22 protein-coding genes, 1 tRNA gene and 1 riboswitch are annotated in these 20939 nt (G+C 62.8%); of the genes, 5 read left to right on the top strand and 18 right to left on the bottom strand.

Annotation, left to right across the window (positions count from 1 at the left end):
• Nucleotides 1–378 precede the first annotated feature (378 nt).
• The 5 genes from cobO to NKH21_RS12435 all read right to left on the bottom strand — a co-directional run bounded on the left by cobO (nucleotide 379) and on the right by NKH21_RS12435 (nucleotide 4268).
• Nucleotides 379–996, bottom strand: coding sequence for a cob(I)yrinic acid a,c-diamide adenosyltransferase (cobO, locus tag NKH21_RS12455; protein ID WP_352865209.1), 618 nt, complete (start codon nucleotides 994–996; stop codon nucleotides 379–381).
• Nucleotide 997: 1 nt separating this feature from the next.
• Entirely contained in the window at nucleotides 998–1519 is a 522-nt protein-coding gene (gene cobU, locus NKH21_RS12450; RefSeq protein ID WP_352865206.1) for a bifunctional adenosylcobinamide kinase/adenosylcobinamide-phosphate guanylyltransferase, read from the bottom strand.
• The gene (locus NKH21_RS12445) at nucleotides 1512–2282 is read right to left on the bottom strand and encodes a CbtA family protein (RefSeq protein WP_352865204.1); all 771 of its coding nucleotides are present in this window, start codon (nucleotides 2280–2282) and stop codon (nucleotides 1512–1514) included. Before NKH21_RS12445 ends, cobU begins: the two co-directional genes overlap by 8 nt.
• 15 nt (nucleotides 2283–2297) lie before the next feature.
• Complete coding sequence (locus NKH21_RS12440; protein WP_292663404.1) at nucleotides 2298–2477, bottom strand: CbtB domain-containing protein; 180 nt, start codon at nucleotides 2475–2477, stop codon at nucleotides 2298–2300.
• A 36-nt stretch (nucleotides 2478–2513) separates the two neighbouring features.
• Nucleotides 2514–2710: riboswitch (cobalamin riboswitch) on the bottom strand.
• Between the two features lie 358 nt (nucleotides 2711–3068).
• Nucleotides 3069–4268, bottom strand: coding sequence for an MFS transporter (locus tag NKH21_RS12435; protein ID WP_352865201.1), 1200 nt, complete (start codon nucleotides 4266–4268; stop codon nucleotides 3069–3071).
• A 246-nt stretch (nucleotides 4269–4514) separates the two neighbouring features.
• On the opposite strand from NKH21_RS12435, the gene NKH21_RS12430 reads away from it, so the two are divergent.
• Nucleotides 4515–5513 (top strand): heparan-alpha-glucosaminide N-acetyltransferase, encoded by a 999-nt coding sequence (locus NKH21_RS12430; RefSeq protein WP_352865464.1) that lies wholly within the window; start codon nucleotides 4515–4517, stop codon nucleotides 5511–5513.
• 16 nt (nucleotides 5514–5529) lie between these two features.
• Nucleotides 5530–6036 (top strand): methyltransferase family protein, encoded by a 507-nt coding sequence (locus tag NKH21_RS12425; RefSeq protein ID WP_352865199.1) that lies wholly within the window; start codon nucleotides 5530–5532, stop codon nucleotides 6034–6036.
• An 18-nt stretch (nucleotides 6037–6054) separates the two neighbouring features.
• On the opposite strand, the gene NKH21_RS12420 is transcribed toward NKH21_RS12425, so the two are convergent.
• Both NKH21_RS12420 and mgtE read right to left on the bottom strand, forming a co-directional pair.
• On the bottom strand, nucleotides 6055–6441 hold the full coding sequence (locus tag NKH21_RS12420; RefSeq protein ID WP_023676566.1) for a MerR family transcriptional regulator: 387 nt from the start codon (nucleotides 6439–6441) through the stop codon (nucleotides 6055–6057).
• Nucleotides 6442–6580: 139 nt separating this feature from the next.
• Entirely contained in the window at nucleotides 6581–7999 is a 1419-nt protein-coding gene (gene mgtE / locus NKH21_RS12415; protein WP_352567561.1) for a magnesium transporter, read from the bottom strand.
• A gap of 276 nt (nucleotides 8000–8275) precedes the next feature.
• Between mgtE and NKH21_RS12410 the strand changes: the two genes are divergently transcribed.
• Nucleotides 8276–8497, top strand: coding sequence for a hypothetical protein (locus NKH21_RS12410; protein ID WP_352865196.1), 222 nt, complete (start codon nucleotides 8276–8278; stop codon nucleotides 8495–8497).
• Between the two features lie 191 nt (nucleotides 8498–8688).
• On the opposite strand, the gene NKH21_RS12405 is transcribed toward NKH21_RS12410, so the two are convergent.
• On the bottom strand, nucleotides 8689–9171 hold the full coding sequence (locus NKH21_RS12405) for an SRPBCC family protein (RefSeq protein ID WP_352668608.1): 483 nt from the start codon (nucleotides 9169–9171) through the stop codon (nucleotides 8689–8691).
• Nucleotides 9168–9485: an ArsR/SmtB family transcription factor gene (locus NKH21_RS12400; RefSeq protein WP_023720727.1), complete on the bottom strand. Its 318-nt coding sequence runs from the start codon at nucleotides 9483–9485 to the stop codon at nucleotides 9168–9170. The genes NKH21_RS12405 and NKH21_RS12400 overlap by 4 nt, the downstream gene beginning before the upstream one ends.
• A 278-nt stretch (nucleotides 9486–9763) precedes the next feature.
• Here NKH21_RS12400 and NKH21_RS12395 point away from each other — a divergent pair, with 278 nt between their 5' ends.
• Complete coding sequence (locus NKH21_RS12395; RefSeq protein ID WP_352865193.1) at nucleotides 9764–10744, top strand: phosphatase PAP2 family protein; 981 nt, start codon at nucleotides 9764–9766, stop codon at nucleotides 10742–10744.
• A gap of 46 nt (nucleotides 10745–10790) precedes the next feature.
• On the opposite strand, the gene NKH21_RS12390 is transcribed toward NKH21_RS12395, so the two are convergent.
• Both NKH21_RS12390 and NKH21_RS12385 read right to left on the bottom strand, forming a co-directional pair.
• Entirely contained in the window at nucleotides 10791–11858 is a 1068-nt protein-coding gene (locus NKH21_RS12390; protein ID WP_352668601.1) for a cyclic nucleotide-gated potassium channel, read from the bottom strand.
• Between the two features lie 410 nt (nucleotides 11859–12268).
• Nucleotides 12269–12353 (bottom strand) — tRNA-Leu (locus NKH21_RS12385).
• 176 nt (nucleotides 12354–12529) lie between these two features.
• On the opposite strand from NKH21_RS12385, the gene lipB reads away from it, so the two are divergent.
• Nucleotides 12530–13273: a lipoyl(octanoyl) transferase LipB gene (gene lipB, locus NKH21_RS12380; RefSeq protein WP_352865191.1), complete on the top strand. Its 744-nt coding sequence runs from the start codon at nucleotides 12530–12532 to the stop codon at nucleotides 13271–13273.
• Nucleotides 13274–13661: 388 nt separating this feature from the next.
• Here the strand turns inward: lipB and NKH21_RS12375 are convergent, their stop codons facing one another.
• From NKH21_RS12375 to NKH21_RS12345, 7 genes are all read right to left on the bottom strand, one after another.
• A complete protein-coding gene (locus NKH21_RS12375; protein WP_352865189.1) occupies nucleotides 13662–14345 on the bottom strand; it encodes an ABC transporter ATP-binding protein in 684 nt (227 codons plus the stop codon).
• Complete coding sequence (locus NKH21_RS12370; RefSeq protein ID WP_352865186.1) at nucleotides 14342–15628, bottom strand: lipoprotein-releasing ABC transporter permease subunit; 1287 nt, start codon at nucleotides 15626–15628, stop codon at nucleotides 14342–14344. Before NKH21_RS12370 ends, NKH21_RS12375 begins: the two co-directional genes overlap by 4 nt.
• Nucleotides 15625–16953, bottom strand: a complete 1329-nt coding sequence (proS, locus tag NKH21_RS12365) for a proline--tRNA ligase (RefSeq protein WP_352865184.1) — start codon at nucleotides 16951–16953, stop codon at nucleotides 15625–15627. Before proS ends, NKH21_RS12370 begins: the two co-directional genes overlap by 4 nt.
• A 560-nt stretch (nucleotides 16954–17513) precedes the next feature.
• A complete protein-coding gene (locus NKH21_RS12360; RefSeq protein ID WP_292663027.1) occupies nucleotides 17514–17798 on the bottom strand; it encodes a DUF1467 family protein in 285 nt (94 codons plus the stop codon).
• Nucleotides 17795–18199 (bottom strand): methylmalonyl-CoA epimerase, encoded by a 405-nt coding sequence (gene mce / locus NKH21_RS12355; protein WP_352669998.1) that lies wholly within the window; start codon nucleotides 18197–18199, stop codon nucleotides 17795–17797. Before mce ends, NKH21_RS12360 begins: the two co-directional genes overlap by 4 nt.
• A gap of 141 nt (nucleotides 18200–18340) precedes the next feature.
• A complete protein-coding gene (locus tag NKH21_RS12350; RefSeq protein WP_352865181.1) occupies nucleotides 18341–20011 on the bottom strand; it encodes a ribonuclease J in 1671 nt (556 codons plus the stop codon).
• Between the two features lie 102 nt (nucleotides 20012–20113).
• Nucleotides 20114–20935, bottom strand: a complete 822-nt coding sequence (locus NKH21_RS12345) for a biotin--[acetyl-CoA-carboxylase] ligase (RefSeq protein WP_352865178.1) — start codon at nucleotides 20933–20935, stop codon at nucleotides 20114–20116.
• Between the last annotated feature and the right edge of the window lie 4 nt (nucleotides 20936–20939).

The following is a 20939-nucleotide window of genomic DNA, read 5'->3' as shown; positions in this document are numbered from 1 at the left end:
GCCAATTGGCACTATACCGCAATTAGTAGCATAGCTGCCGGCACAAAGCAAGAACAAAATAGGGCTACGCCGCAAAATAATCGCTTCAGGTCGGCGCTGCCCCATTGCAGACGCTTAACGTTCGAAGTTGGCGAAAGACGAAGCGACATCCGATCTCCCCCCTTGCGGGGGAGATGTCCGGCAGGACAGAGGGGGGTGGGCCGGATCGCCAATTTTTCGATTTAGCCCTATTCCGAATAGCTTGATTGCCTGGCAAGTCGGCGGGACAGCACCCCCTCTGCCCTGCCGGGCATCTCCCCCGCAAGGGGGGAGATTGGCAGCTTCGTCGACGGCACCGCATCGGCATTCTGGAGGGCGCCTACCGATCGCCAACACTCCTCAGAACTCGATCCCCTGCTGCGCCTTCACGCCGGCGGAAAAGTGGTGCTTGGTCACGCCCATCTCGGTGACCAGATCGGCCGCCTCGACCAATGCCGGCTTGGCATTGCGGCCGGTGACGACGACATGCAGGCCTTCGCGACGCGCCTTCAGTGCCGCGACCACCTTTTCGAGGTCGAGATAGTCGTAACGCAGCGCGATGTTCAGCTCGTCGAGCACCACGAGGCTGATCGACGGCTCGGCCATCAGCTCCAGCGCTTTCGCCCAGGCGGCCTCGGCCGCCGCGATGTCGCGCTTCAGGTCCTGCGTCTCCCAGGTAAAGCCCTCGCCCATCGCGTGCCAGACGACACGATCGCCAAAACTAGCAAACGCGTCTTTCTCGCCGGTGTGCCATTTGCCCTTGATGAACTGGACGACGCCGACGCGCTTGCCATAGCCGAGCATTCTGAGCGCCAGACCGAAGGCGGCCGTGGTCTTGCCCTTGCCCGGTCCGGTGTTGACGATCAGCAGCCCCTTCTCGACCGTCTTGGCCGCGACCTCGGCGTCCTGCACCGCCTTGCGCTTGGCCATCTTGGCGCGGTGGCGTTCCTCGTCCTTGGGATCGATAGCATCAGCCATGTCATTTCACCTTGAGCGGCAGCCCCGCCACCATCAAAAGCACTGTGCCCGCGACGGCCGCGACCTCCTGGTTCAGCCGGCCGGCGGCGTCGCGAAACCGTCTTGCCAGCGCATTGTCCGGCACGATGCCCTGGCCGACCTCGTTGGACACCACGAACCAGGGCCCACGCGGCCGCGACAGCACATCCGCCAGCCTCCGGCATTCGGCCTCGACATCATGTTCGGCCAGCATATGGTTGGTCAGCCACAGCGTCAGGCAATCGATCAGCGCCGGCTGGCCGTCAGGCAGCGCTCCGACCGCGCCGGCAAGGTCGAGCGGCGCCTCGATGGTCGTCCAGCCGGCACCGCGGCGCGAGCGGTGCAACGCGATGCGCTGGCGCATCTCTTCGTCATAGGCTTGCGCCGTGGCGATATAGCTCCAAGGCGGCGGACGGGCCGTTACCAGCCTCTCGGCATGCGCGCTCTTGCCGGGGCGCGCACCGCCGATGACCAGGGTCAGTGCCCCGGCAGCGCGGTCAGGCAAAGCTGTCGCGCAGGCTGGTCGCCGTGCCGGTGAAGCGTCCGCGCACCACGCCGACGACCGCGCCGAGCACCAGCCAGAACACCAGATTGGTCAGCGTCACCGCCACCACGAACTGATGATGCAGGCCTTCCGGGATCGCCGTCTCGAAACTGTCGGGCTGCGGCGCGCCGACGATATGCGGCGCGACGATCAACGCCACGGCAAGGACCGCCAGCGGCAGCGATCTGCGGAAGGCGATAAGGCCGAGACCGGCCGCGGTCGCCACCACTGTTGCCCACCACCAGATCTGGCGTTGGACAAGGTCGGCCGTCGGCATCGCCGGCAATTCCGGCGGCAGGCCGAGGCCCGGCGCCAGCGTGAACACGGCAAAGCCGGCCAGCCCCCAGAACAGGCCCTGGCGCCAATTGCCGATGCCGCCGGCGAATTCCGAAACCGCAACCAGGACCAGCGCAAAGCCGATGCCGGTGACGATATTGGCAACGACGCTGAAGCCGAAGCGCTCGAAACCGTCGGCCGGTGCCCAGCTTTCCTCTTCCGCCGGAGCCATTGCTTCAGCCGGCGCGGCGCTGCTCATAGCCGTCGTGCCCGTGGCAGCCGGTGCCGCAGGTGCCGCGGCATGGTCATGGCCGCCGCCGGCCTGTTCGTAGACTTCCGCTTTGAGGATGAGCGGCACCGTGGCATAGGCCTGCATGCAGGCGAGAACGACGCCGGCCACAAGCCCTGCGATCGCCGCGATGAACACGACGTTGCGAAACAGTGTCATGATGTCAGCCCCTTGTTAGTGGCAGGGAAAGCCCATCGAATGGCGATAGTCGTGCGCGGCATTGTGGACCGCATCGATATGCGAGAAGCCGACAAAGCCCATGACGAAAATGCCGAGGAATGCAGCAAGCGCCAGCTGCATGAAACGCGACTGCGAGGAGGCGGAAGCGCCGAGCGAAACGGAAGCGGTATTCATGTCTTGTCCTTTCGCCCTCCACCCGAGGGCATAGAAGTCAGTTTCCTGTCGCCGGCAGGTCTCCTGGCTCGCGGATCAGCGCCCTTCCCCACCTTCCCGAAGGCGAACCTTCAGTGGCATATGGAGAGGACTACCGCACACAGTTGCGGGGGCAGCCACGGCATTGGGCAAACAACTTGCCCTCACCGCATTCCCTCTTGGTTCCAAACGGAACCGACGACATCAGCGACTATAGGCAGAATCGCCGCGCCCGGCAAACCAAATTCCGCCGGATCGTGTGGCGAATGCGCCGCCCAGGTAATCGGTTTTGGTTCAACTTCGGCCCTCACTTCGAAGCATTGCGCTGCCCTCACCTGCCTGCCAGCATCCTCTCCCTGTATAGTGACGGGGAGAGGGGCGCTGTTGTCGGCAGTTTCGCCAATCGCCAAGGTGTCGATGGTGCGCCGACGGTGCGGTCAGCCCCTTTCTCCCGGTCGCGATAGGGGGAGAATTGCGCTCGATGCGCCACAAAGCCGGCGTGCTGATGCCGGAGGAATATGATTTGCACCGCTTCCACAACTGGGTGCGCGAGCGCCATGCGGCGCTCGAACATCAAAGCGATTTGGGCAGATAGCGCCACGTGACGAAGCTGCAGATCGCCGCCAGCAGGCCGAGTGTCGCGAAAACCGCGCCCAGTCCGAAAAACGCCAGCACCACGGAATAGACCAGCGGCGGCGTCAGCTCGGAAAAGTCGAGATAGGTGCGGTAGACCGCCGCCATCTGTGCCCGCTCATACGAGCGCACCGAGCGCATGAAGGCGGTCGAGCCCAGCGCATCGAGCGCGATGGTGAAGAAGGCACCGCAAAGCAGCAACGCGCCGGTGACCAGCGGTGCGGCCTCGCCGACGGCACCGGCCGCCAGCAGCGTTGCCGACATCGCGAAATAGGCGAACGTCATAGTCCGCCGGCCGCCGAAACGCTTTCCTGCCCTGCCCCAGAAGATGGCCATGAACAAAAGCGCATTGCCGGCCGAAACCAAGAGGCCGCCGGCGAGCTTGCCCTCGCCGGTGATCACCATGAACAGCGGCCCATAGACGAAGAATGTCGTCCAGAAGCAGGAGCGGCCGAAGGCGATCAGCCAGGCCAGCCTCAGCCTTGGCTGCGCGACGAAGCGGCCGATATTGGCCAGCGGATTGACCGGCCGCGTCTTGCCGGGGCGGATCGACGGATTGTCGCCAAGCCGGTAAGTCCAGAACAGCGCCAGCAACGCCATGGCGAAGACGGCCACCGCGCCATGCGCGGCATAGATGCCGAAACGCGTGTAGAGGAAAATGCCGAGCGTCGGCCCGGCGGTCCAGGCAAGCATCGACCACGCCATGCGCAGCGACTCGGCCTGCATGAAATCGGTCTTGCGGATATGGTCCATGATGTAGAGGTTGAGCGTGATCGCCAGCGCGCCGGCGCCGACGACGCGGCAGAGCATGCCGACCACCTGGCCGGCCAGCGTATGGGTGACCAAGAACAGCGAACCGGCGGCCAGCAGGCAGGCGCCGGCGGTATAGACCCAGCGCCGGGCAAAGCGGGCGATCAGCATCGGCATGAACAGCGTCGCCGACAGGCCGAGCATCGCCACGATCGTGTAGAGGATCGAAACGATCTGCTCGTTGTGCAGGATCTCGTAGGCCTGGATCGGGATGACGCTGGATACGGTGGCGCGCGCGAAGGATTCGACCGCATAAAGCGAGGCGAAGGTGCGGGCATCCGCCGGCCGCAAGGCCGCAAGCCAGATCGGATGGCGCACATGGGTAGCCATTGCTTTCCCCGAAGCAGAATCGCCCGAAGCAGGGCTTGGAGCACAAATCTGCCGCGGCGATTCCTTGCCGGGTAACAGGAAACCGACGCCTTCACGGCAAAAAGCGAAGCCGGCCAAAGGCTTTCCGGCTCTGGCCTAAAGCAGCTCTGATGCCGACCGGCACCAACGCGACGCAAGGCCCTGCTTCTTTTGACGGTGGCAACCGTGATAGTCGTCTTGCCGGGGCTGAACCAACACAGCGAGATCATGAGCATCGACACGCCGAGCGCAGCCGTTCAGGATCAACCGAAGTCGACGCGCATCGCCGCTATCGACATAGCACGCGGCATCGCATTGCTTGCCATGGCGAGCTATCATTTCACCTGGGACCTCGAATTCTTCGGCTACACCGATCCCGGCCTCACCGCCTTCGGCTGGTGGAAAATCTACGCGCGCTGCATCGCCTCGAGCTTCCTGTTCCTGGTCGGCATCAGCCTCTATCTCGCCCATGGCAAAAAAATCCGCTGGACCGGCTTCTGGAAGCGCTTCGCCATGGTTGCCGGGGCAGCGCTCGCAATATCGCTGGTCACCCGCATCGGCATGCCCGACGGCTTCATCTTCTTCGGCATATTGCACGAGATCGCGCTCGCCAGCCTGCTCGGCCTGGCGTTCCTGCGGCTCCCGGCGCTGCTGACGCTTGCCGGGGCGGCCCTCGTTATCGCCGCGCCTTTCTACCTGCGATCCGAGCTTTTCGATCATCCGGCTTTGTGGTGGGTCGGCCTGTCGGCGACCAACCCGCGCTCCAACGACTACGTTCCGCTGCTGCCCTGGTTCGGCGCCGTACTTGCCGGCATCGCGGTTACCAAGCTCGCCGCCACCTCCGGCGCGCTGACGCGGCTGTCGGCCTTGACGCCGGGCCGCTGGGCAAACCCGCTGGTCTTCATCGGCCGGCACAGCCTTGCCTTCTATCTGATCCATCAGCCGGTGCTGATCGGCTCGGTCTGGCTGTTTTCGCAATTCATGCCGGCGCAGGCCGAAACCAGGGAGGTGAGTTTTCTGAAATCCTGCCAGGTATCCTGCGAGCAGGCACGCGACACCGAGTTCTGCTCCAGCTATTGTGCCTGCATGCTGGACACTCTCCAGGGCGAAGCCTCGCTTGGCCGGCTCTACAGCAACGACCAGTCCCCGGAGTGGAAGGCGCATATTGGCGAGCTCGCCGGCACCTGCACCGCCCAAACCGAGGCGGCGGAACCGGGAACGCGCTAATCGAGGGAGGACAATAATGAGCGACAGTCACCCGAAACCCGTGCAGCAAAATCCTGGGCAGCCGAAGCTGGGGCACATCCCATGGCCGCCGCTGATCTATATCGCCGCCATCATCATCAGCGTCGCGCTAGGGCTGTTCTATCCGCTGCCGTGGATCGGCGATCTTCTCGGCGACATCCTGTTCGCCGCCGGCCTTGTAGGGTTGGTGGCGGTCGCCGCGCTCTGGTTCACGGCAATTCGCACCATGATCCGCGCCAAGACGACGCTCAACCCGAACGGCGTGCCGGACCATCTGGTGACCGCCGGACCCTTCGCCGTCAGCCGCAACCCGATCTACCTCGCCAACACGCTGCTGCTGGTCAGCCTCGCCTTTGTCACTGGGATCGCCTGGTTCCTGCCGCTGGCGGTCATCGCGGCGTTCCTGACGCAGAAGCTGACGATCGAGAGCGAGGAGAAGGTGCTGACGGCCAAATTCGGCAAGAAATACCGGGACTACGCCAAAAGGGTGCGGCGCTGGATTTGAGCCGAGGCTGACGCCGGCTTAGGTGGTGACGCCGAGTTCCACCAGCCGCTCGACGCAGGACTCCTCGGCCTGGTCGAGCTCGGCCAGGGTCTCTTCGAGGTCGCGGCGTTTTTGGCGCAAATCCTCGCGCTTTTCCTCGATGCGCTTGATCATCAATTTGAGCTGGCCGACCTCGCCGGGCGGCTCCCTGTACATCTGGATGATTTCGCGGATCTCGTTGATCGAGAAGCCGAGCCTCTTGCCGCGCATGATCTGGCGGATGAGATGCCGGTCCGACGGACGGAACAGCCGGGTGCGGCCGCGCCTTACCGGCTGCACCAGCCCTTCGTCCTCGTAGAAGCGCAACGTCCGCGTCGACACGTCGAATTCGCGGGTCAGCTCCGTGATCGAATAATATTCCCGCATCGTCACTCCAATGCCCCGGCCACGCCGCGAGTTCCAACTGGCCGGCGCCGCCGGCGCCCGGGCGCGCACCAGAATCGGCGTACAAGGCACCTTCCAAAGCCTCGCACGACATTTACGTAAAAGTCAATTGAGGTGCCGTTCAGCTTACGCCGAACCACCATGTGGCAAGCCCGAGAAAGGCAAAGAAGCCGACGACATCGGTGACCGTGGTGACGAAAACCGCCGAAGCCACAGCCGGGTCGATCTTGAAGCGGTCGAGCAGCAGCGGGATCAGGATGCCCGCCAGAGCCGCCACGAACATGTTGATGATCATCGCAGCCGCGATGATGCCGCCGAGATTGCGATCGTGGAACCAGGCAGCAGCGACGAGGCCGATCAGGATGGCGAAGATGATGCCGTTGATGAAGCCCACCCCGATTTCGCGGCGGATGATGCGGCCGGCATTGTAGATGTCGAGGTCCCTGGTCGCCAGCGCCCGCACCGTGACCGTCATGGTCTGCGAGCCGGCATTGCCGCCCATGCCGGCGACAATCGGCATCAGCACCGCCAGCGCCACGATATGCTCGATAGTGCGGTCGAACAGGCCGATCACCGAGGCAGCCAGGAAAGCCGTCAGAAGATTGACCAGCAGCCAGGGTACGCGCGAGCGCGAGGTCGAAAAGATGCTGTCCGAGAGTTCTTCGTCGCCGACGCCGCCCATGCGCAGCAGATCTTCCTCGGCCTCCTGCTGGATGACGTCGACGACGTCGTCGATGGTCAGCACGCCGACCAGCCGCTCGTTCTCGTCGACGACGGCAGCGGACAGAAGATCGTATTGTTCGAATTCGCGCGCCGCCTCCTCCTGGTCCATGGTGGCCGGGATGGCATGCCTGGTCTCATGCATGACTTCCTCGACCTTGACCGAGCGCTTGGTGCGCAGGATCTGGTCGAGGTCGATGGCGCCGAGCAGCTTGAAGCTCGGATCGATGACGAAGATCTGGCTGAAACGGTCAGGAAGATTGTTGTCCTCGCGCATGTAGTCAATGGTCTGGCCGATCGTCCAGAAGGGCGGCACCGCGACGAACTCCGTCTGCATGCGGCGGCCGGCGGTCTCTTCGGGATAATCGAGCGAGCGCCGCAGCCTGATCCGCTCGGTGAACGGCAGCTGCGACAGGATCTCGTCCTGGTCCTCCTGGTCGAGGTCTTCGAGAATGTAGACGGCATCGTCGGAATCGAGATCCTGCACACCTTGAGCGATCTGCGCATTGGGCAGACTGTCGACGATGTCGCGGCGGATCGCCTCGTCGACCTCGGTCAGCGCGGAAAAGTCGAAATCCTTGCCCAGCAATTCGACCAGCGCGCGCCGCTGTTCCGGGTGCAGGGCCTCGAGCAGGTGACCGAGTTCCGACTGGTGCAGATCGTCGACTTCACGCTTCAGCGTCAGTGTATCGCGATCGGCGATCGCGGCACCGATCTGGGCGAGGAACGACGAGAGGATGACGCCGTCCTCGTCATAGATGTCGGCGCGGCGCTCCTCGGCCGCCCTGGCGCCGGTCATATGTTCGTCCTGGCCTTCCACCAGCGCCTCCAGCCATCGGATTTCCGGATAAGGTGCCTGTCAGGTCTAGACCATGATCCTGAAAAGTGGAAACCGGTTTTCCGAAAAGATCTTGGTCGAACACAAAGATGGAGCGGCGGCATGATTCGCTTGAGAATCGGCCTCTCTGTGCGCAACGGACGGATATCAGACCACCTTGCGAGCTGCCGGTTGCCCAAGGTTGATAATTCAAGATTGAAAATTAGATAATTCTAATTTAGTATCTCTATAATTATCACTAATAAATGGAGGGTGTTTATGGGGAAGTATCTGTTTACCAGCCTTGCGTTGGTTTGTTCGGGAATAGTTTTGAGCCCGATTACCGCCGAGGCAAAGGCCTTCAAATCTTTTCAGGGCAAGGAATGCAAGCCTGACTACAAACGGCTTTGCCCAATGACACCGATCGGCAAATGCGACCTTCAGAGCATGATCGAGCAGTTGTCACCCGCCTGCAAGGCCTTCGTCGAGAAGCACCGGTAATCCAGCTCTGGTACCGCCGCGGACCAACCGCCGGGTGGCCTGCGACAACGCTAGGTGTGGGTGTGCCCGCCGTTCCGGTTGGGGGCATCGTTCACCCAACAATATTGGTCCCAGTGGCCGGGCAGAGCGGCACATGCTGCACCGGGAATGAGGCGAGGCCGACGGTGCGACGGCCTCGCTGGTATTCCCGATCAGGCGGCGTGGCGCTTGGCCTCAGCCGCATAGCGGTCCAGGAGACCGCTCCAGCCACCCTCGGATTCGAAAGCCTGGCGCATTGCCTCTGCGGTTTCGCCCATGTTCTCCAGAAGCCTGTGCTCGAGTTCCACACGCGTCGCGTTCTCGCCGAGCGCGACAAAGCGAATCTCGACTTCGGTCAGCAATGCCGGATCGTAGCGCCAGCCGGCTCCAATGCGCCAGGCGAGCGTCAGCCTGGACGGCGGATCCCAGGCGAGAACCTCGCCCCAATCGCATTGTGACCCATCCTCGCCGATCTCGTACCAGCGGCCGCCGGCTTTCGGTTCGATCACCGCGGTCGTCAGGGCGGATTTGCCGATCGAGTGCGAAGCCGGCCACCAGCGCCCGAATCCTGTGGTGAACACATCGAATGCCTTGTCGAGCGGCACCTCCACCGTAACCGACTTCCTGACCGGCGCGGGCTTGATCATGGTCGTCATTTCCTCTTCTCCTTGCTGTTGTCGACTTCCCGCTTGAAGGCGTCGAGCGCATCGCCCCACATGCGGTCGAGCCAGGCGCGCATCTCGCCGAGCCCATGCGGGTCGAGATGATAGATGTTGCTGGCACCCTTGGGCTCTGCGCGGACCAGCCGGGCCTCCTTCAAGACCTTGAGGTGCTGCGATACGGCCGGCTGCGAGACCGGAAGCACTCGCGTCAGATCGATGACCGAGCGTGGCCGATCGGCAATGAGCTCGAACACCTTGCGGCGCGTCGGATCGGCCAACGCCACCATTCCTGCATAATCATAAACCATGACTTATGATAAGCTAAAACTTATGATACGTCAACTGAGGGAGCGGTGGACCGGTGTTTAAACACCCGGCCGGTTCGGCCCCCGAGGCTCGGGGGCGTTCCTTCACAAGGGGGCATGGACAGCAACGCGGATGCAAGATTGCTCAGGGAAACAATCCACCCGCGTGCGGGCCGGACGGCAAATGTCGATCACCGGGGAAAAAGTAAACCCGGCGGCAAGGTTTTTACCTTATCGGGTATGTGTCTCTCCGGCGAAACGTTAAGAACGGGTAAATTGGTTTGGCCCTCACCACGGAAGCCTCTCGCTACAGGCCCTCCGCCATATGGCAATTGCGCCTCTCCCTGTTCATGGCGACATACGTTTTAGGCGCATCTGCACTATATCCAGAAGTATTCTATACGTCAGCCTCAATCTATTCTCACAAGTTTCTTGTTGGCATTCCGGTGTTGTTTATCGGTGGCGTCTGTTGTGCCGCGCTAATCCATGGCCGGCGGCAACCGGTTCGCTACGCACTGGATTTGGTTCAAGGGCGCTGGCGCGGCTGTCTGCTGGTGCTGCTGTTCTTCTTTGCCAGCTTGACCGCGTTCTCTACCTACAAGATCGCCATCCCGTCCGTCGTCCCATACTTTGCCGACAACTGGTTGGCCGACGCTGATGAATGGCTGCACGGGATGCCGCCATGGGAGATCGTCCATAAGCTCGACAGCAACAATTGGTCGTTCGTCGTCTTCAACAGCTATGAAGTCATTTGGTTTTACCAGTGGTTCGGCACCATCCTTTTCGTGTCGCTCTGGTCGGACGAGATTGCCCGCATCCGCTATCTCTGCGCAGCAGCGCTGACGTTGTGCGTTCTCGGAACGGTCTTGGCCCTGGCGCTGGCATCGGTCGGACCGGTTTACTACCACCACTTTGTTGGCGTGGATCGCTTCCACGGATTGAATGCAGCCTTGGACAGACTGGACCATAGTTACATGGTGCGGGAACCCGCGGCATATCTCCTGATGGCTTACCAGAGCGGCCGGCCAAGTCTCGGCGGCGGCATCTCGGCCATGCCAAGCATGCATGTCGCCTTTACCGCATTGAACGCCTATTTGCTGTCATCGATCAATCGCTGGCTTGGCGTTCTGGGTTGGACCTTTGCAGCCCTGATCCTGTACGGATCGGTGTTCACTGGCTGGCACTATGCCGTGGACGGCTACGCATCGATCGTTGTTGTGTCGGTGATCTGGTGGGCGACTGGACGCCTGGTGCGCGAATAATTATGTGCGCTTGTGGATAGATGGCCACGCCGAACACCTAGTACGGTCAACCCTTAGGCGCCGCACCGCGCCGCTCGAGTGCGGTCTTGCGGATGATTTCTGCGATCTCCGGGCTGCTGCTGCACAGCATCTGGAAATCCGCCGCGTGCAGCGACAGGAGTGAGACCACCGTTGTGGCGCTGACGGTCGCCGAGCGCGGTTCGCCGGTGATCAGCGCCATCTCGCCGAAGAAGGCGCCAGGGCCCAGCTCCACCGGGTTCGGCGTCGCGACGCTGACGCGCCCCTCCACGACGAAGAACATCTGATCACCGGTCTCGCCATTGCGGCAGATCACAGCGCCCGCCGGCACGATGCGGGGTCGTAATGCGCGCACGATCTCGACTAGTGTGGCCGGGCCGAGCTTCTGAAACAACGGCACGGCGGCGATCAATTGCCAATTGCGGACGAAATCCTCGCGACGGACTTCTTGATAAAAGCCTGTGGCAAGAATGCCAGCCCAGAGCGCGAAGATGCCGATGCCACTCATCATGACCGCCCCGGCAAGGACGCGGCCGGCGAAGCTTTGCGGAATAGCGTCGCCATAGCCGGTAGTAGACAGCGTGACCACCGCCCACCACATTGCCTGAGGGATGCTTCCGAACTTTTCCGGTTGGACGTCGCGCTCGATGACATAGGCCGCGAGCGAAACACCGAACAGAACGATGCTGAAGACCGTGGTGACGCCGATCAGGTTACGCGCTTCGTTGGCCAGGATCCTGCCCAGCAGCGGGAAGAAAGTCGAGTCGCGCAGCGGTTTCAGCAGCCAGACAGCACAGTAGAGGCTCCGGTCAGGCGTGCCGACGAGCAGAAATGCGGCGAGTGGAACCAAAACCGCGAGCATATCAATGGCAATTGCCGGCGTCCTGACCCGAACGTCTCCCGCCCGGCGCTTGAGGACCGTCTCAGCCAGTTGCAGGAGATAGACGCCCCAAATGACCGCAAGCACGGTAGCCAGAGCCAGTCTGCTTCGTCCGGACATATCCGGTGTCGTGAGCGCAGCCACCGCCACGAGCCCAGTCGCAGCCAGCAGCGCGTTGAGCGGTGCGTAAATTCTTAAGAAAGGCAGTACCGACATTCTATGCTCACGAGCGGCTACTATCCTCCAGAGTAGGATGCCTTCAAGGTAAGCGCAAAGGTGCTTACTTTCGCTGCGATGTTCATCACCAACGGTGAACTCAGATGTCCGGGAAAGTGAACAGACAGGCTACAACGCAGCCCTGATCCTGTACGGATCGGTGTCCACTGGCTGGCACTATGCCGTGGACGGCTACGCATCGATCATCGTTGTGTCGGTGATCTGGTGGGCGACCGGACGCCTGGTGGCGAATAATCGAATAATTATGTGCGCTTGTCGGTAGATGGCCATGCCGCCGATGGCCACTTCGCATCGACCAAACTCGCGACCGCAATCAGGCAAAAAGCACGTGCCCTGACAAGGGCGCTCCCTGCCGTGCTCGGGTAAGAGATTCCGCTTTCGAATGTAATTGGTGCGGTCGAGAAGACTCGAACTTCCACGGGTTGCCCCACAGCGACCTCAACGCTGCGCGTCTACCAATTCCGCCACGACCGCACGTGGTAGGAGCCGGAAACAACCGGCCCGCGGCGTGTAGCAAATCGTTTCCGGTGAAACAAGTGCGCGGCCAGCAATAATCGGCCGAACATCGGCATAACTCTTCAAGGGCCGAGCGTGCCCGGAACTGGACGTTTATACCGATTGCCGCCATATGAGTGGCGAGACGAGATATCATGACAGAACGCAGCCAGATCGCCACGTCGTTCCTGCCCTCCCCCGGCTCGGCACCGGTCGAATGGCGCATCGAACCAGGCCTCACCGCCTACCCCGATGCGCTCGCCGTGATGGAGGCGCGCGCCGAGGCCATCCGCAGCGGCACCGCCGTCGAGATGGTCTGGCTGGTCGAGCACCCGCCGCTCTACACGGCCGGCACCAGCGCTCGCAGCGAGGACCTGATCGAGCCGGAGCGTTTCCCGGTCTTTGCCGCCGGGCGCGGCGGCGAATACACCTATCATGGGCCGGGCCAGCGCGTCGCCTATGTGATGCTCGACCTGAAGCGGCGGCGCGAGGATGTCCGCGCCTTCGTCGCCGCACTCGAACAATGGATCATCGGCACGCTCGCCGCCTTCAACGTACGCGGCGAACGCCGCGAGGACCGCGTCGGCGTCTGGGTGGTTCGGCCGGACCGCCCCGCTTTGCCCGACGGCTCGGCGGCCGAGGACAAGATCGCCGCCATCGGCATCAGGCTGAGGCGCTGGGTGAGCTTTCACGGCATCGCCATCAATGTCGAGCCGGACCTCAGCCATTTCAGCGGCATCGTGCCGTGCGGCGTCCAGGATCACGGCGTCACCAGCCTTGTCGACCTCGGCCTTCCCGTGACCATGGCCGACCTCGACCTGGCGCTGAAATCCGCTTTCGAGGACGTGTTCGGGCCCGCCGCGGTGTCGCCTGTCGAAGTGTCCCGCAAGGCCGGCTGAAACACTCGTCGAACGCCTGCGCCGAGGTGCGAAGGCGGCCCTCGCTCATCAGCGTCGAGCTACATCCTCAGCCATTCCTCACATCGCGCCGATCCAGATTGCCATAGAAATGAGGAACGTGCTCATGCACACCAGCGAGACGACATCCTGAACAAGATCGGTCATAACTCTCTCCTGTTGTTAGTATGTTCGTATTTTGTTCTAATTTTGTTCGAATGTCAACGATCCCAATCCCGGCATGTCCGGAATTGGGATTGGTCATTTTCGGCAGGGTTAAGAAAGGGTTGAGAGGGAGATTGCCGACGTTTCGGGTCGACAGCGCCCGCAGAAAGCGGCGGGACGGCGCACGCCAGCTCGCAGGCCGTCATCGCCTCAATTGCGGCGTACCCTAAAGCGGCACGACCTTGCCGTCGGCCAGCGTCACGCGGCGGTCCATGCGCGAGGCAAGCTCGTGATTGTGGGTGGCGATCAGCGCCGCCAGGCCCGATTGCCGGACCAGCGCTGCCAGCGCCTCGAACACATAGGAAGCGGTCACCGGGTCGAGATTGCCGGTCGGCTCGTCGGCCAAAAGCACCAGCGGCGCATTGGCGACGGCACGCGCAATGGCGACCCGCTGCTGCTCGCCGCCAGAGAGCTCGGAAGGGCGATGCTGCGCCCGCTTGCCGATCTGCATATAGTCGAGCAATTGCGCCGCCCGCTCGGCCGCCTCCTTGCGCGGCAGCCCTTTTATCAGCTGCGGCATCATGATGTTTTCCAACGCCGAGAATTCAGGCAACAAATGATGGAACTGGTAGACGAAGCCGATATCGTTGCGGCGGATCGCCGTGCGCTCGTCGTCGGAAAGCCGGCCGCAGGCGCGCCCCGCCAGGATCACGTCGCCGGCGTCCGGACGCTCCAGCAGCCCGGCCGTATGGAGCAACGTCGACTTGCCGGTGCCCGACGGCGCCACCAGCGCCACCATCTCGCCACGCTTCAGCGAAAAATCGGCGCCGTTCAGGATGGTCAGCTTGCGCGGCCCCTGCACATAGTGCCGCTCGACGCTCTTCAACTCGATAATGGCCTCGGCCATCATTCGTACCTCAGCGCTTCGACCGGATCGAGCCTGGCCGCGCGCCAGGCCGGAAACAGGGTCGCCAGGAACGACAGCGCCAGCGCCATGAGAACGACCGAGATCGTCTCGCTGGCATCCATCCGGGCCGGCAGCTGGCTTAGGAAATAGAGCTCGGGATTGAACAGCCGCTCGTTGGCCAGCCAGGAGAAGAACTGGCGGATGCGCTCGACGTTGAGGCAGATCACGATGCCGAGCAGCACGCCGGCGATGGTGCCGACAACGCCGATCGCAGCCCCTGTCATCAGGAAGATGCGCAGGATCGCGCCGCGCGTCGCGCCCATGGTGCGCAGGATGGCGATGTCGTGGCCCTTGTCCTTCACCAGCATGATCAGCCCCGAAATGATGTTGAGGGCCGCCACCAGCACGATCAGCGTCAGGATCATGAACATGACGTTGCGCTCGACCTGCAGCGCGTCGAAGAACGTCTTGTTGCGTTGCCGCCAATCGACAAGGCTGATCGGCCGCTGCGCCGCCACTTCGACCTTCGGCTTCAGTGCGTCGATATTGTCGGGATTGTCGGCGTAGATCTCGATCGTCTGCGCCCTGCCGTCCATGTTGAAATAAAGCTGCGCTTCCGAAAACGGCATGTAGACGATGGAGCTGTCATATTCCGACATGCCGACCTCGAAGATCGCGGTGACCGGATAGCCCTTCATGCGCGGCGTCGTGCCGAGCGGCGTGATGTCGCCCTCGGGCGAGATCAGCGTGATGGTATCGCCGAGCACAAGGCCGAGATTTTCGGCCATGCGGCTGCCGATGGCGACGCCCTCGCCGGTGTCGAAGCCGACGATCGAGCCCTCTTTGATGTTGTTGGCGACGATGGTGATCTTGCCGAGATCCTCGCCGCGTATGCCGCGCACCAGCGCGCCGGTGCCGCCGCCGACATTGCCTTGCGCCAGCACCTGCCCGTCGATCAGCGGAATGGCGTATTTGACGCCGGGCACGCCGTTGATGCGGCCGGCGAGCTGGGCATAGTCCTCCAGCGGCATGTCGAGCGGCTGCACGATCAGGTGCCCGTTGACGCCAAGGATGCGCGTCAGCAGTTCGGCGCGAAAGCCGTTCATCACCGCCATCACAACGATCAGCGTGGCAACGCCCAGCATGATGCCGAGGAAGGAGATCGAGGCGATCACCGAGATCACCGTCTCCTTGCGGCGCGAGCGCAGATAGCGCCACGCCACCATGCGCTCGAAGCCGGAAAAGGGTCCTGCCCCCGAAGGCTTGGCTGCTGCCGCTTTGTTCATGCGGCGGCACCGAAACGCTTTTTCACGTCGCCGATCGGCAGCGTCTCGCGCTCGCCGGTCTTGCGGTTCTTGATCTCGACTTCGCCGGCGGTGACGCCGCGCGGACCGACGATTACTTGCCACGGGAGCCCGATCAGGTCGGCGGTGGCGAACTTGCCGCCCGGCCGCTGGTCGGTGTCGTCGTAGAGCACCTCCTTGCCGGCGGCGGCAAAGGCGGCATTCAGCTCGTCGCAGACGCGGTCGCATTCGGCATCGCCAGCCTTCATGTTGATCAGGCCGACATCGAACGGTGCCACCGCTTCCGGCCAGACGATGCCGTTATCGTCGTGGCTGGCCTCGATGATCGCCGCGACCAGTCGGGACGGGCCGATGCCGTAGGAACCGCCAGAGACGAAATGATCCTTGCCGTCCGGCCCGGTCACCTTGGCGCCCATCGGCTTGGAATATTTGTCGCCGAAATGGAAGATATGGCCAACCTCGATGCCGCGCGCCGAGACCCGGTCGCCGGTCGGCACCTTCTCCCATGCCGCCTCGTCATGCATCTCGTCGGTGGCGGCATAAGGCGTCGTCCACGTCTTAACGATCTCGGCGATCTCGGCGTCGTTCGAAAAGTCGGTATCCGCCCCCGGCACCTCAAGCGAGAGATAGTCGCGATGGCAAAACACCTGGCTCTCGCCGGTGTCGGCCAGAATGATGAACTCATGGCTGAGATCGCCGCCGATCGGCCCCGTGTCGGCGCGCATCGGAATGGCCTGCAGCCCCATGCGGGTAAATGTCCTGAGATAGGACACGAACATGCGGTTATAGGCGGCTTTGGCGCCTTCATAATCGAGGTCGAAGGAATAGGCGTCCTTCATGAGGAACTCGCGCGAACGCATGACGCCGAAGCGCGGGCGCACCTCGTCGCGAAACTTCCACTGGATGTGATAGAGGTTGAGCGGCAGGTCCTTGTAGGACTTGACGTAGGAGCGGAAGATCTCGGTGACCATCTCCTCGTTGGTCGGCCCGTAGAGCATATCGCGGTCTTGCCGGTCCTTGATACGCAGCATCTCCTTGCCGTAATCTTCATAGCGGCCGCTTTCGCGCCACAGCTCGGCCGATTGGATGGTCGGCATCAGGATTTCGAGCGCGCCGGCGCGATTCTGCTCCTCGCGAATGATCCGGCAGACCTTGTCCAGCACCCGCTTGCCGAGCGGCAGCCAGGAAAAGCTGCCCTGCCCCTGCTGGCGGATCATGCCGGCGCGCAGCATCAGCCGATGCGAGACGATCTCGGCCTCGCGCGGATTTTCTTTGAGAATGGGCAGGAAATAGCGCGACAAACGCATGGACTGGTCCGTGAGAGAGGATGGCGGCGCCGGAATCGGCGCAGCGCTGGCTTGCTTGCCCCGGCTTCATAGCCATTTCATGGCGGAATGGAAACCCGGCCCAGGCGCTGCATAGACGCCGCAATTGCCGCACACGGCTTGCTGGGCGTTTCGCAAGCAACGCCTGCCGTACTATTGTGCACTGCAGCACGAGATTGCCTGTTTCCGGGCAAAATTCTTCGTGACATTTTCACCCGCCTTAGGCTAGTGTGCCCCCATAACCGAGAGGGTAGAGAAAAATCTGCTCTCCTACGCGGTCAAAGTCTTGGGAGGATGCGATCTAGGCGCGGTAACTCGCTGCCGCCGGACACCGGAAACAGATCGGACGCGTTTAAATTGCAAGGCCTCGCGCCTTGCATTTTTTTTGTGCAATCATTTGGTTAGCACGACAGATTACCAAACTACATGACGTTGCGTCAGCCCAAACCCGCCCCGGCCTTTACTTTGGGTTGACCTTGCTGGCGCAGCTTGATTTCAGGGCGTCGGCTAGGCTGGGATAGCCGGACACGGTAGGTAGCCGGCTAATGCGCTGGGCTCTGGTTGAAATCCGGCACGATGTGCGGGATGTCGTCGATACCGAGACCAAGCCCTCTCGTGATGCCGTAGAAGATACCCATGAGGACCAGCGTGGCGATTGTCGTGCGTAGCGCCGCGCGCAACATGTGCGGTCCGCGCGGTGCACTCGGAACCGTGCCAAGCGTCACGTCCTGGTCTTCGTCCTGCGTCCGCATGCTGAACGGCAGGACGGCGAACAACACCACCCACCATGTGGCGAAGAACAGGGCGACAAACGAAACCCAGCTCATGCTTGCTCCAGTTCGACCAGCGTGCCGAAGAAATCCTTGGGGTGCAGAAACAATACCGGCTTGCCATGTGCGCCGGTCTTCGGATTGCCGTCGCCCAGCACGCGCGCGCCGCTGGCCTTGAGACGGTCGCGCGCCGCAACAATGTCGTCCACCTCATAGCACACGTGGTGCATGCCGCCGGACGGATTCTTCTCGAGGAATGCGGCGATCGGCGAGGCTTCGCCGAGCGGCTCGAGCAACTCCATCCTGGTGTTGCCGACGTCGACGAACACCACCGTAACGCCATGCTCCGGCAGCCGCTGCGGCGCAGTCACGCGGGCGCCAAGCGTATCGCGATAGACCGCCGCAGCCGCAGCCAGATCCGGCACGGCAAGCGCAACATGGTTGAGACGTCCGAGCATAGAGTACTCCCGGGTTAGGGGAGTAGGGGAGTAAGGCAGTAGGGGAGTAGGGAAAAACTGGATCTAGAAGTGCATCTGTTTGCGCTCCTACCTGCTACTTCCCTATTCCCCTACTGCCTTACTCCCCTACTCCCTTGTTCGTCACCGCGTGACGAACACTGTCACCAGCGGCTTCTTGCCCCAGGCTTCGTTGGCCGCGCCACGCACCGCGCGCCGCACCGCCTCCTGGACCAGGTCGAGGTCTTTTCGGCGCTGGCGGGGGATGGAGTCCACGGCGCCGATTGCCGCATCGATCATCAGGTCTTCCAGGCTCTCGCCGCTGCCGTCGGCCTCGGCGACGCCGATGGCGACGAGATCGGGATCGCCGGCAAGCTCGTATTTGTCGTCGAGCACGACATTGACGGCGACATGTCCGGCGAAGGACAGCTTGCGGCGGTCGCGAATACCCATCGCCTGGTCGGTGCCGATCAGCCTTCCGTCCTTGTAGATGCGGCCGAACGGCACCTGGTCGATAATGGCGGCGGCACCCGGATACAGCCTGAGCATGTCGCCGTCGCGCACCTGCGCCACCTGGCCGATGCCGGACGTCGACATCAGCGAGCCCTGCGCTACCAGATGCGCCGCCTCGCCATGCACGGGAACGCCGATCTGCGGCCGCACCCATTCATACATCTTGCGCAATTCGCTGCGGCGTGGATGGCCGGAGACATGCACCAGCGCATCGCCATCCTCGATGATCTTGATGCCGAGATCGATCAGGCGGTTCTTGATCTCGAGGATCGCCTTCTCGTTGCCGGGAATGGTGCGCGAGGAAAACACCACCGTGTCGCCGGCCGTCAGCGCTACCGACTTCATCTCGTCGCGCGACAGCTTGGCAAGTGCGGCAAGCGGCTCGCCCTGGCTGCCGGTGCAGATGATGACGAGGTTTTCGCGCGGGATGAAGCCGTAATCCTCCTCGGCGATGAATTCCGGCAAGCCGTCCATATAGCCGAGTTCATCAGCCACATCGATGACGCGCTTCATCGAACGGCCAAGCACCAGGCACTGGCGGCCGGCATCCCGCGCTGCCCTGGCGATGGAGACGATGCGTCCGACATTGGAGGAGAAGCTGGTGACGGCGACCCGGCCCTTGGCGTTCTGGATGACGCTCTTGAGACCCTCGCCCACGGCCACTTCGGACGGCGATTCCCCTTCCCGCATCGCATTGGTGGAATCGCAGATCAGCGCCAGCACGCCCTTGTCGCCATAGGCGCGGAAGCGCGCCTCATCGGTCATCGGCCCGACCGTCGGCGCCGGATCGATCTTCCAGTCGCCGGTATGGATGACGACGCCGGCCGGCGTGGTGATCGCCAGCGACATCGGTTCGGGAATGGAGTGCGCGACGGGGATGGCCTCGATCTCGAACGGACCGACGGTGAATTTCTCGCCAGCCCGGTAGATCGTCACCGGGATCTTCGGCGCCCCTGGTTCGCCCTGCCGCTTGGCTTCCAGCAGGCTGGCGCTGAACGGCGTCATCCACACCGGCGCCTTGAGCTTCGGCCAGATGTCATGCAACGCCCCGTAATGGTCCTCATGCGCATGGGTGATGACGATGCCGCGCAGATTGGCGACATTCTCCTCGATGAAGCGGATGTCGGGCAGTACCAGGTCGACGCCGGGCAGGGTTGCATCGGGAAAAGTAACGCCGACGTCAACGACGATCCATTCGCGCGCATTGGCCGGCCCATAGCCGTAGAGGGCGAAGTTCATGCCGATCTCGCCGACACCGCCGAGCGGCACGAAGACAAGTTCGGCGTTTTCCGCTATCGCCATGGTCTTTCCTTCCTTGCCGGTTAAAATTGTGGGCCGGTCAAAATTGTCGGCCGGTCAAATTCAAGCTGGTCAAATACCTGGCCAGTCAAACGTATTGGCCAGTCAACCGCCAGCCGAGGCAACCGCGCCGAAATGCACGTCGCCGGCAGCGATCGTCAGAACCGAACCTTGATCGTCGCGGATCACGAAACGGCAGTCCTCGTCAATGGTCTCGAAGGTGCCGCGCACCACATTACCGTCAATTCTGACAGCAACCTGCCCGCCAAGCCCCGCCGCACGCGCCAGCCACCGCCGCCTGACGGCGGCAAGCCCACGCCCTTCGTTCCACAGCCGCGCATTCTCGCTCCACGCATCCGACAGCGCCAGAAACAGCGTCTCGGCATCGCAAGCAGACCCCAGCGCGTTGAGCGACGTCGCTGGATAGGGCAAATCCTCAGGGTATGCCACCACGTTGACGCCGATGCCGACAGCCACCGCCCAACGGTCGCCATCCAGCATCGCCGATTCCAGCAGGATGCCGGCGAGCTTGGCGCCCGAGGCAAGCACATCGTTCGGCCATTTCAGCTCGAAACGGTTCTTGCCTTGGCTCGCACCATCGAGGCCGATCGCGATCCTGCCCTTCGGCACGACGGCGTCGAGCGCGTCGGCCAGCGCCAGTCCGGCAACGAAGCCGAGCGTCGCGGCAAGTCGAAGCTCGGTGTTGGTAATCACCAGCAGCGTCGCGGCCAGATTGCCCTCGGGCGTCGCCCAGGCGCGGCCGCGGCGGCCACGCCCGGCCTCCTGCTTTTTTGAGACGACCCAGAGTTTGCCCGGATCGCCGGCCCGCGCGTGCTCCAGCGCCAGCGCGTTGGTGGAGCCGACCGTATCGTGCGCCTCGAGCCGGAACCCTTCCGAAGCCGCGGTTGGAGCAAGCCTGAACGTCATTCCG

Source organism: Mesorhizobium sp. M1329, assembly GCF_040318035.1.
Taxonomy (GTDB): domain Bacteria; phylum Pseudomonadota; class Alphaproteobacteria; order Rhizobiales; family Rhizobiaceae; genus Mesorhizobium.
This window is presented reverse-complemented; position numbering and strand designations above follow the sequence as displayed.

Excerpts from the sequence above, each read along its gene's own strand:
- NKH21_RS12440 (WP_292663404.1), bottom strand. The coding sequence starts at position 2,477 with ATGAATACCGCTTCCGTTTCGCTCGGCGCTTCCGCCTCCTCGCAGTCG.
- NKH21_RS12410 (WP_352865196.1), top strand. The coding sequence starts at position 8,276 with ATGGGGAAGTATCTGTTTACCAGCCTTGCGTTGGTTTGTTCGGGAATA.
- proS (WP_352865184.1), bottom strand. The coding sequence starts at position 16,953 with ATGCGTTTGTCGCGCTATTTCCTGCCCATTCTCAAAGAAAATCCGCGC.
- NKH21_RS12430 (WP_352865464.1), top strand. The coding sequence starts at position 4,515 with ATGAGCATCGACACGCCGAGCGCAGCCGTTCAGGATCAACCGAAGTCG.
- mce (WP_352669998.1), bottom strand. The coding sequence starts at position 18,199 with ATGCTCGGACGTCTCAACCATGTTGCGCTTGCCGTGCCGGATCTGGCT.
- NKH21_RS12370 (WP_352865186.1), bottom strand. The coding sequence starts at position 15,628 with ATGAACAAAGCGGCAGCAGCCAAGCCTTCGGGGGCAGGACCCTTTTCC.
- NKH21_RS12420 (WP_023676566.1), bottom strand. The coding sequence starts at position 6,441 with ATGCGGGAATATTATTCGATCACGGAGCTGACCCGCGAATTCGACGTG.
- NKH21_RS12390 (WP_352668601.1), bottom strand. The coding sequence starts at position 11,858 with ATGTCGGTACTGCCTTTCTTAAGAATTTACGCACCGCTCAACGCGCTG.
- cobO (WP_352865209.1), bottom strand. The coding sequence starts at position 996 with ATGGCTGATGCTATCGATCCCAAGGACGAGGAACGCCACCGCGCCAAG.
- NKH21_RS12350 (WP_352865181.1), bottom strand. The coding sequence starts at position 20,011 with ATGGCGATAGCGGAAAACGCCGAACTTGTCTTCGTGCCGCTCGGCGGT.
- NKH21_RS12400 (WP_023720727.1), bottom strand. The coding sequence starts at position 9,485 with ATGGTTTATGATTATGCAGGAATGGTGGCGTTGGCCGATCCGACGCGC.
- NKH21_RS12345 (WP_352865178.1), bottom strand. The coding sequence starts at position 20,935 with ATGACGTTCAGGCTTGCTCCAACCGCGGCTTCGGAAGGGTTCCGGCTC.
- NKH21_RS12435 (WP_352865201.1), bottom strand. The coding sequence starts at position 4,268 with ATGGCTACCCATGTGCGCCATCCGATCTGGCTTGCGGCCTTGCGGCCG.
- NKH21_RS12360 (WP_292663027.1), bottom strand. The coding sequence starts at position 17,798 with ATGAGCTGGGTTTCGTTTGTCGCCCTGTTCTTCGCCACATGGTGGGTG.
- NKH21_RS12445 (WP_352865204.1), bottom strand. The coding sequence starts at position 2,282 with ATGACACTGTTTCGCAACGTCGTGTTCATCGCGGCGATCGCAGGGCTT.
- lipB (WP_352865191.1), top strand. The coding sequence starts at position 12,530 with ATGACAGAACGCAGCCAGATCGCCACGTCGTTCCTGCCCTCCCCCGGC.
- NKH21_RS12405 (WP_352668608.1), bottom strand. The coding sequence starts at position 9,171 with ATGACGACCATGATCAAGCCCGCGCCGGTCAGGAAGTCGGTTACGGTG.
- NKH21_RS12375 (WP_352865189.1), bottom strand. The coding sequence starts at position 14,345 with ATGATGGCCGAGGCCATTATCGAGTTGAAGAGCGTCGAGCGGCACTAT.
- NKH21_RS12425 (WP_352865199.1), top strand. The coding sequence starts at position 5,530 with ATGAGCGACAGTCACCCGAAACCCGTGCAGCAAAATCCTGGGCAGCCG.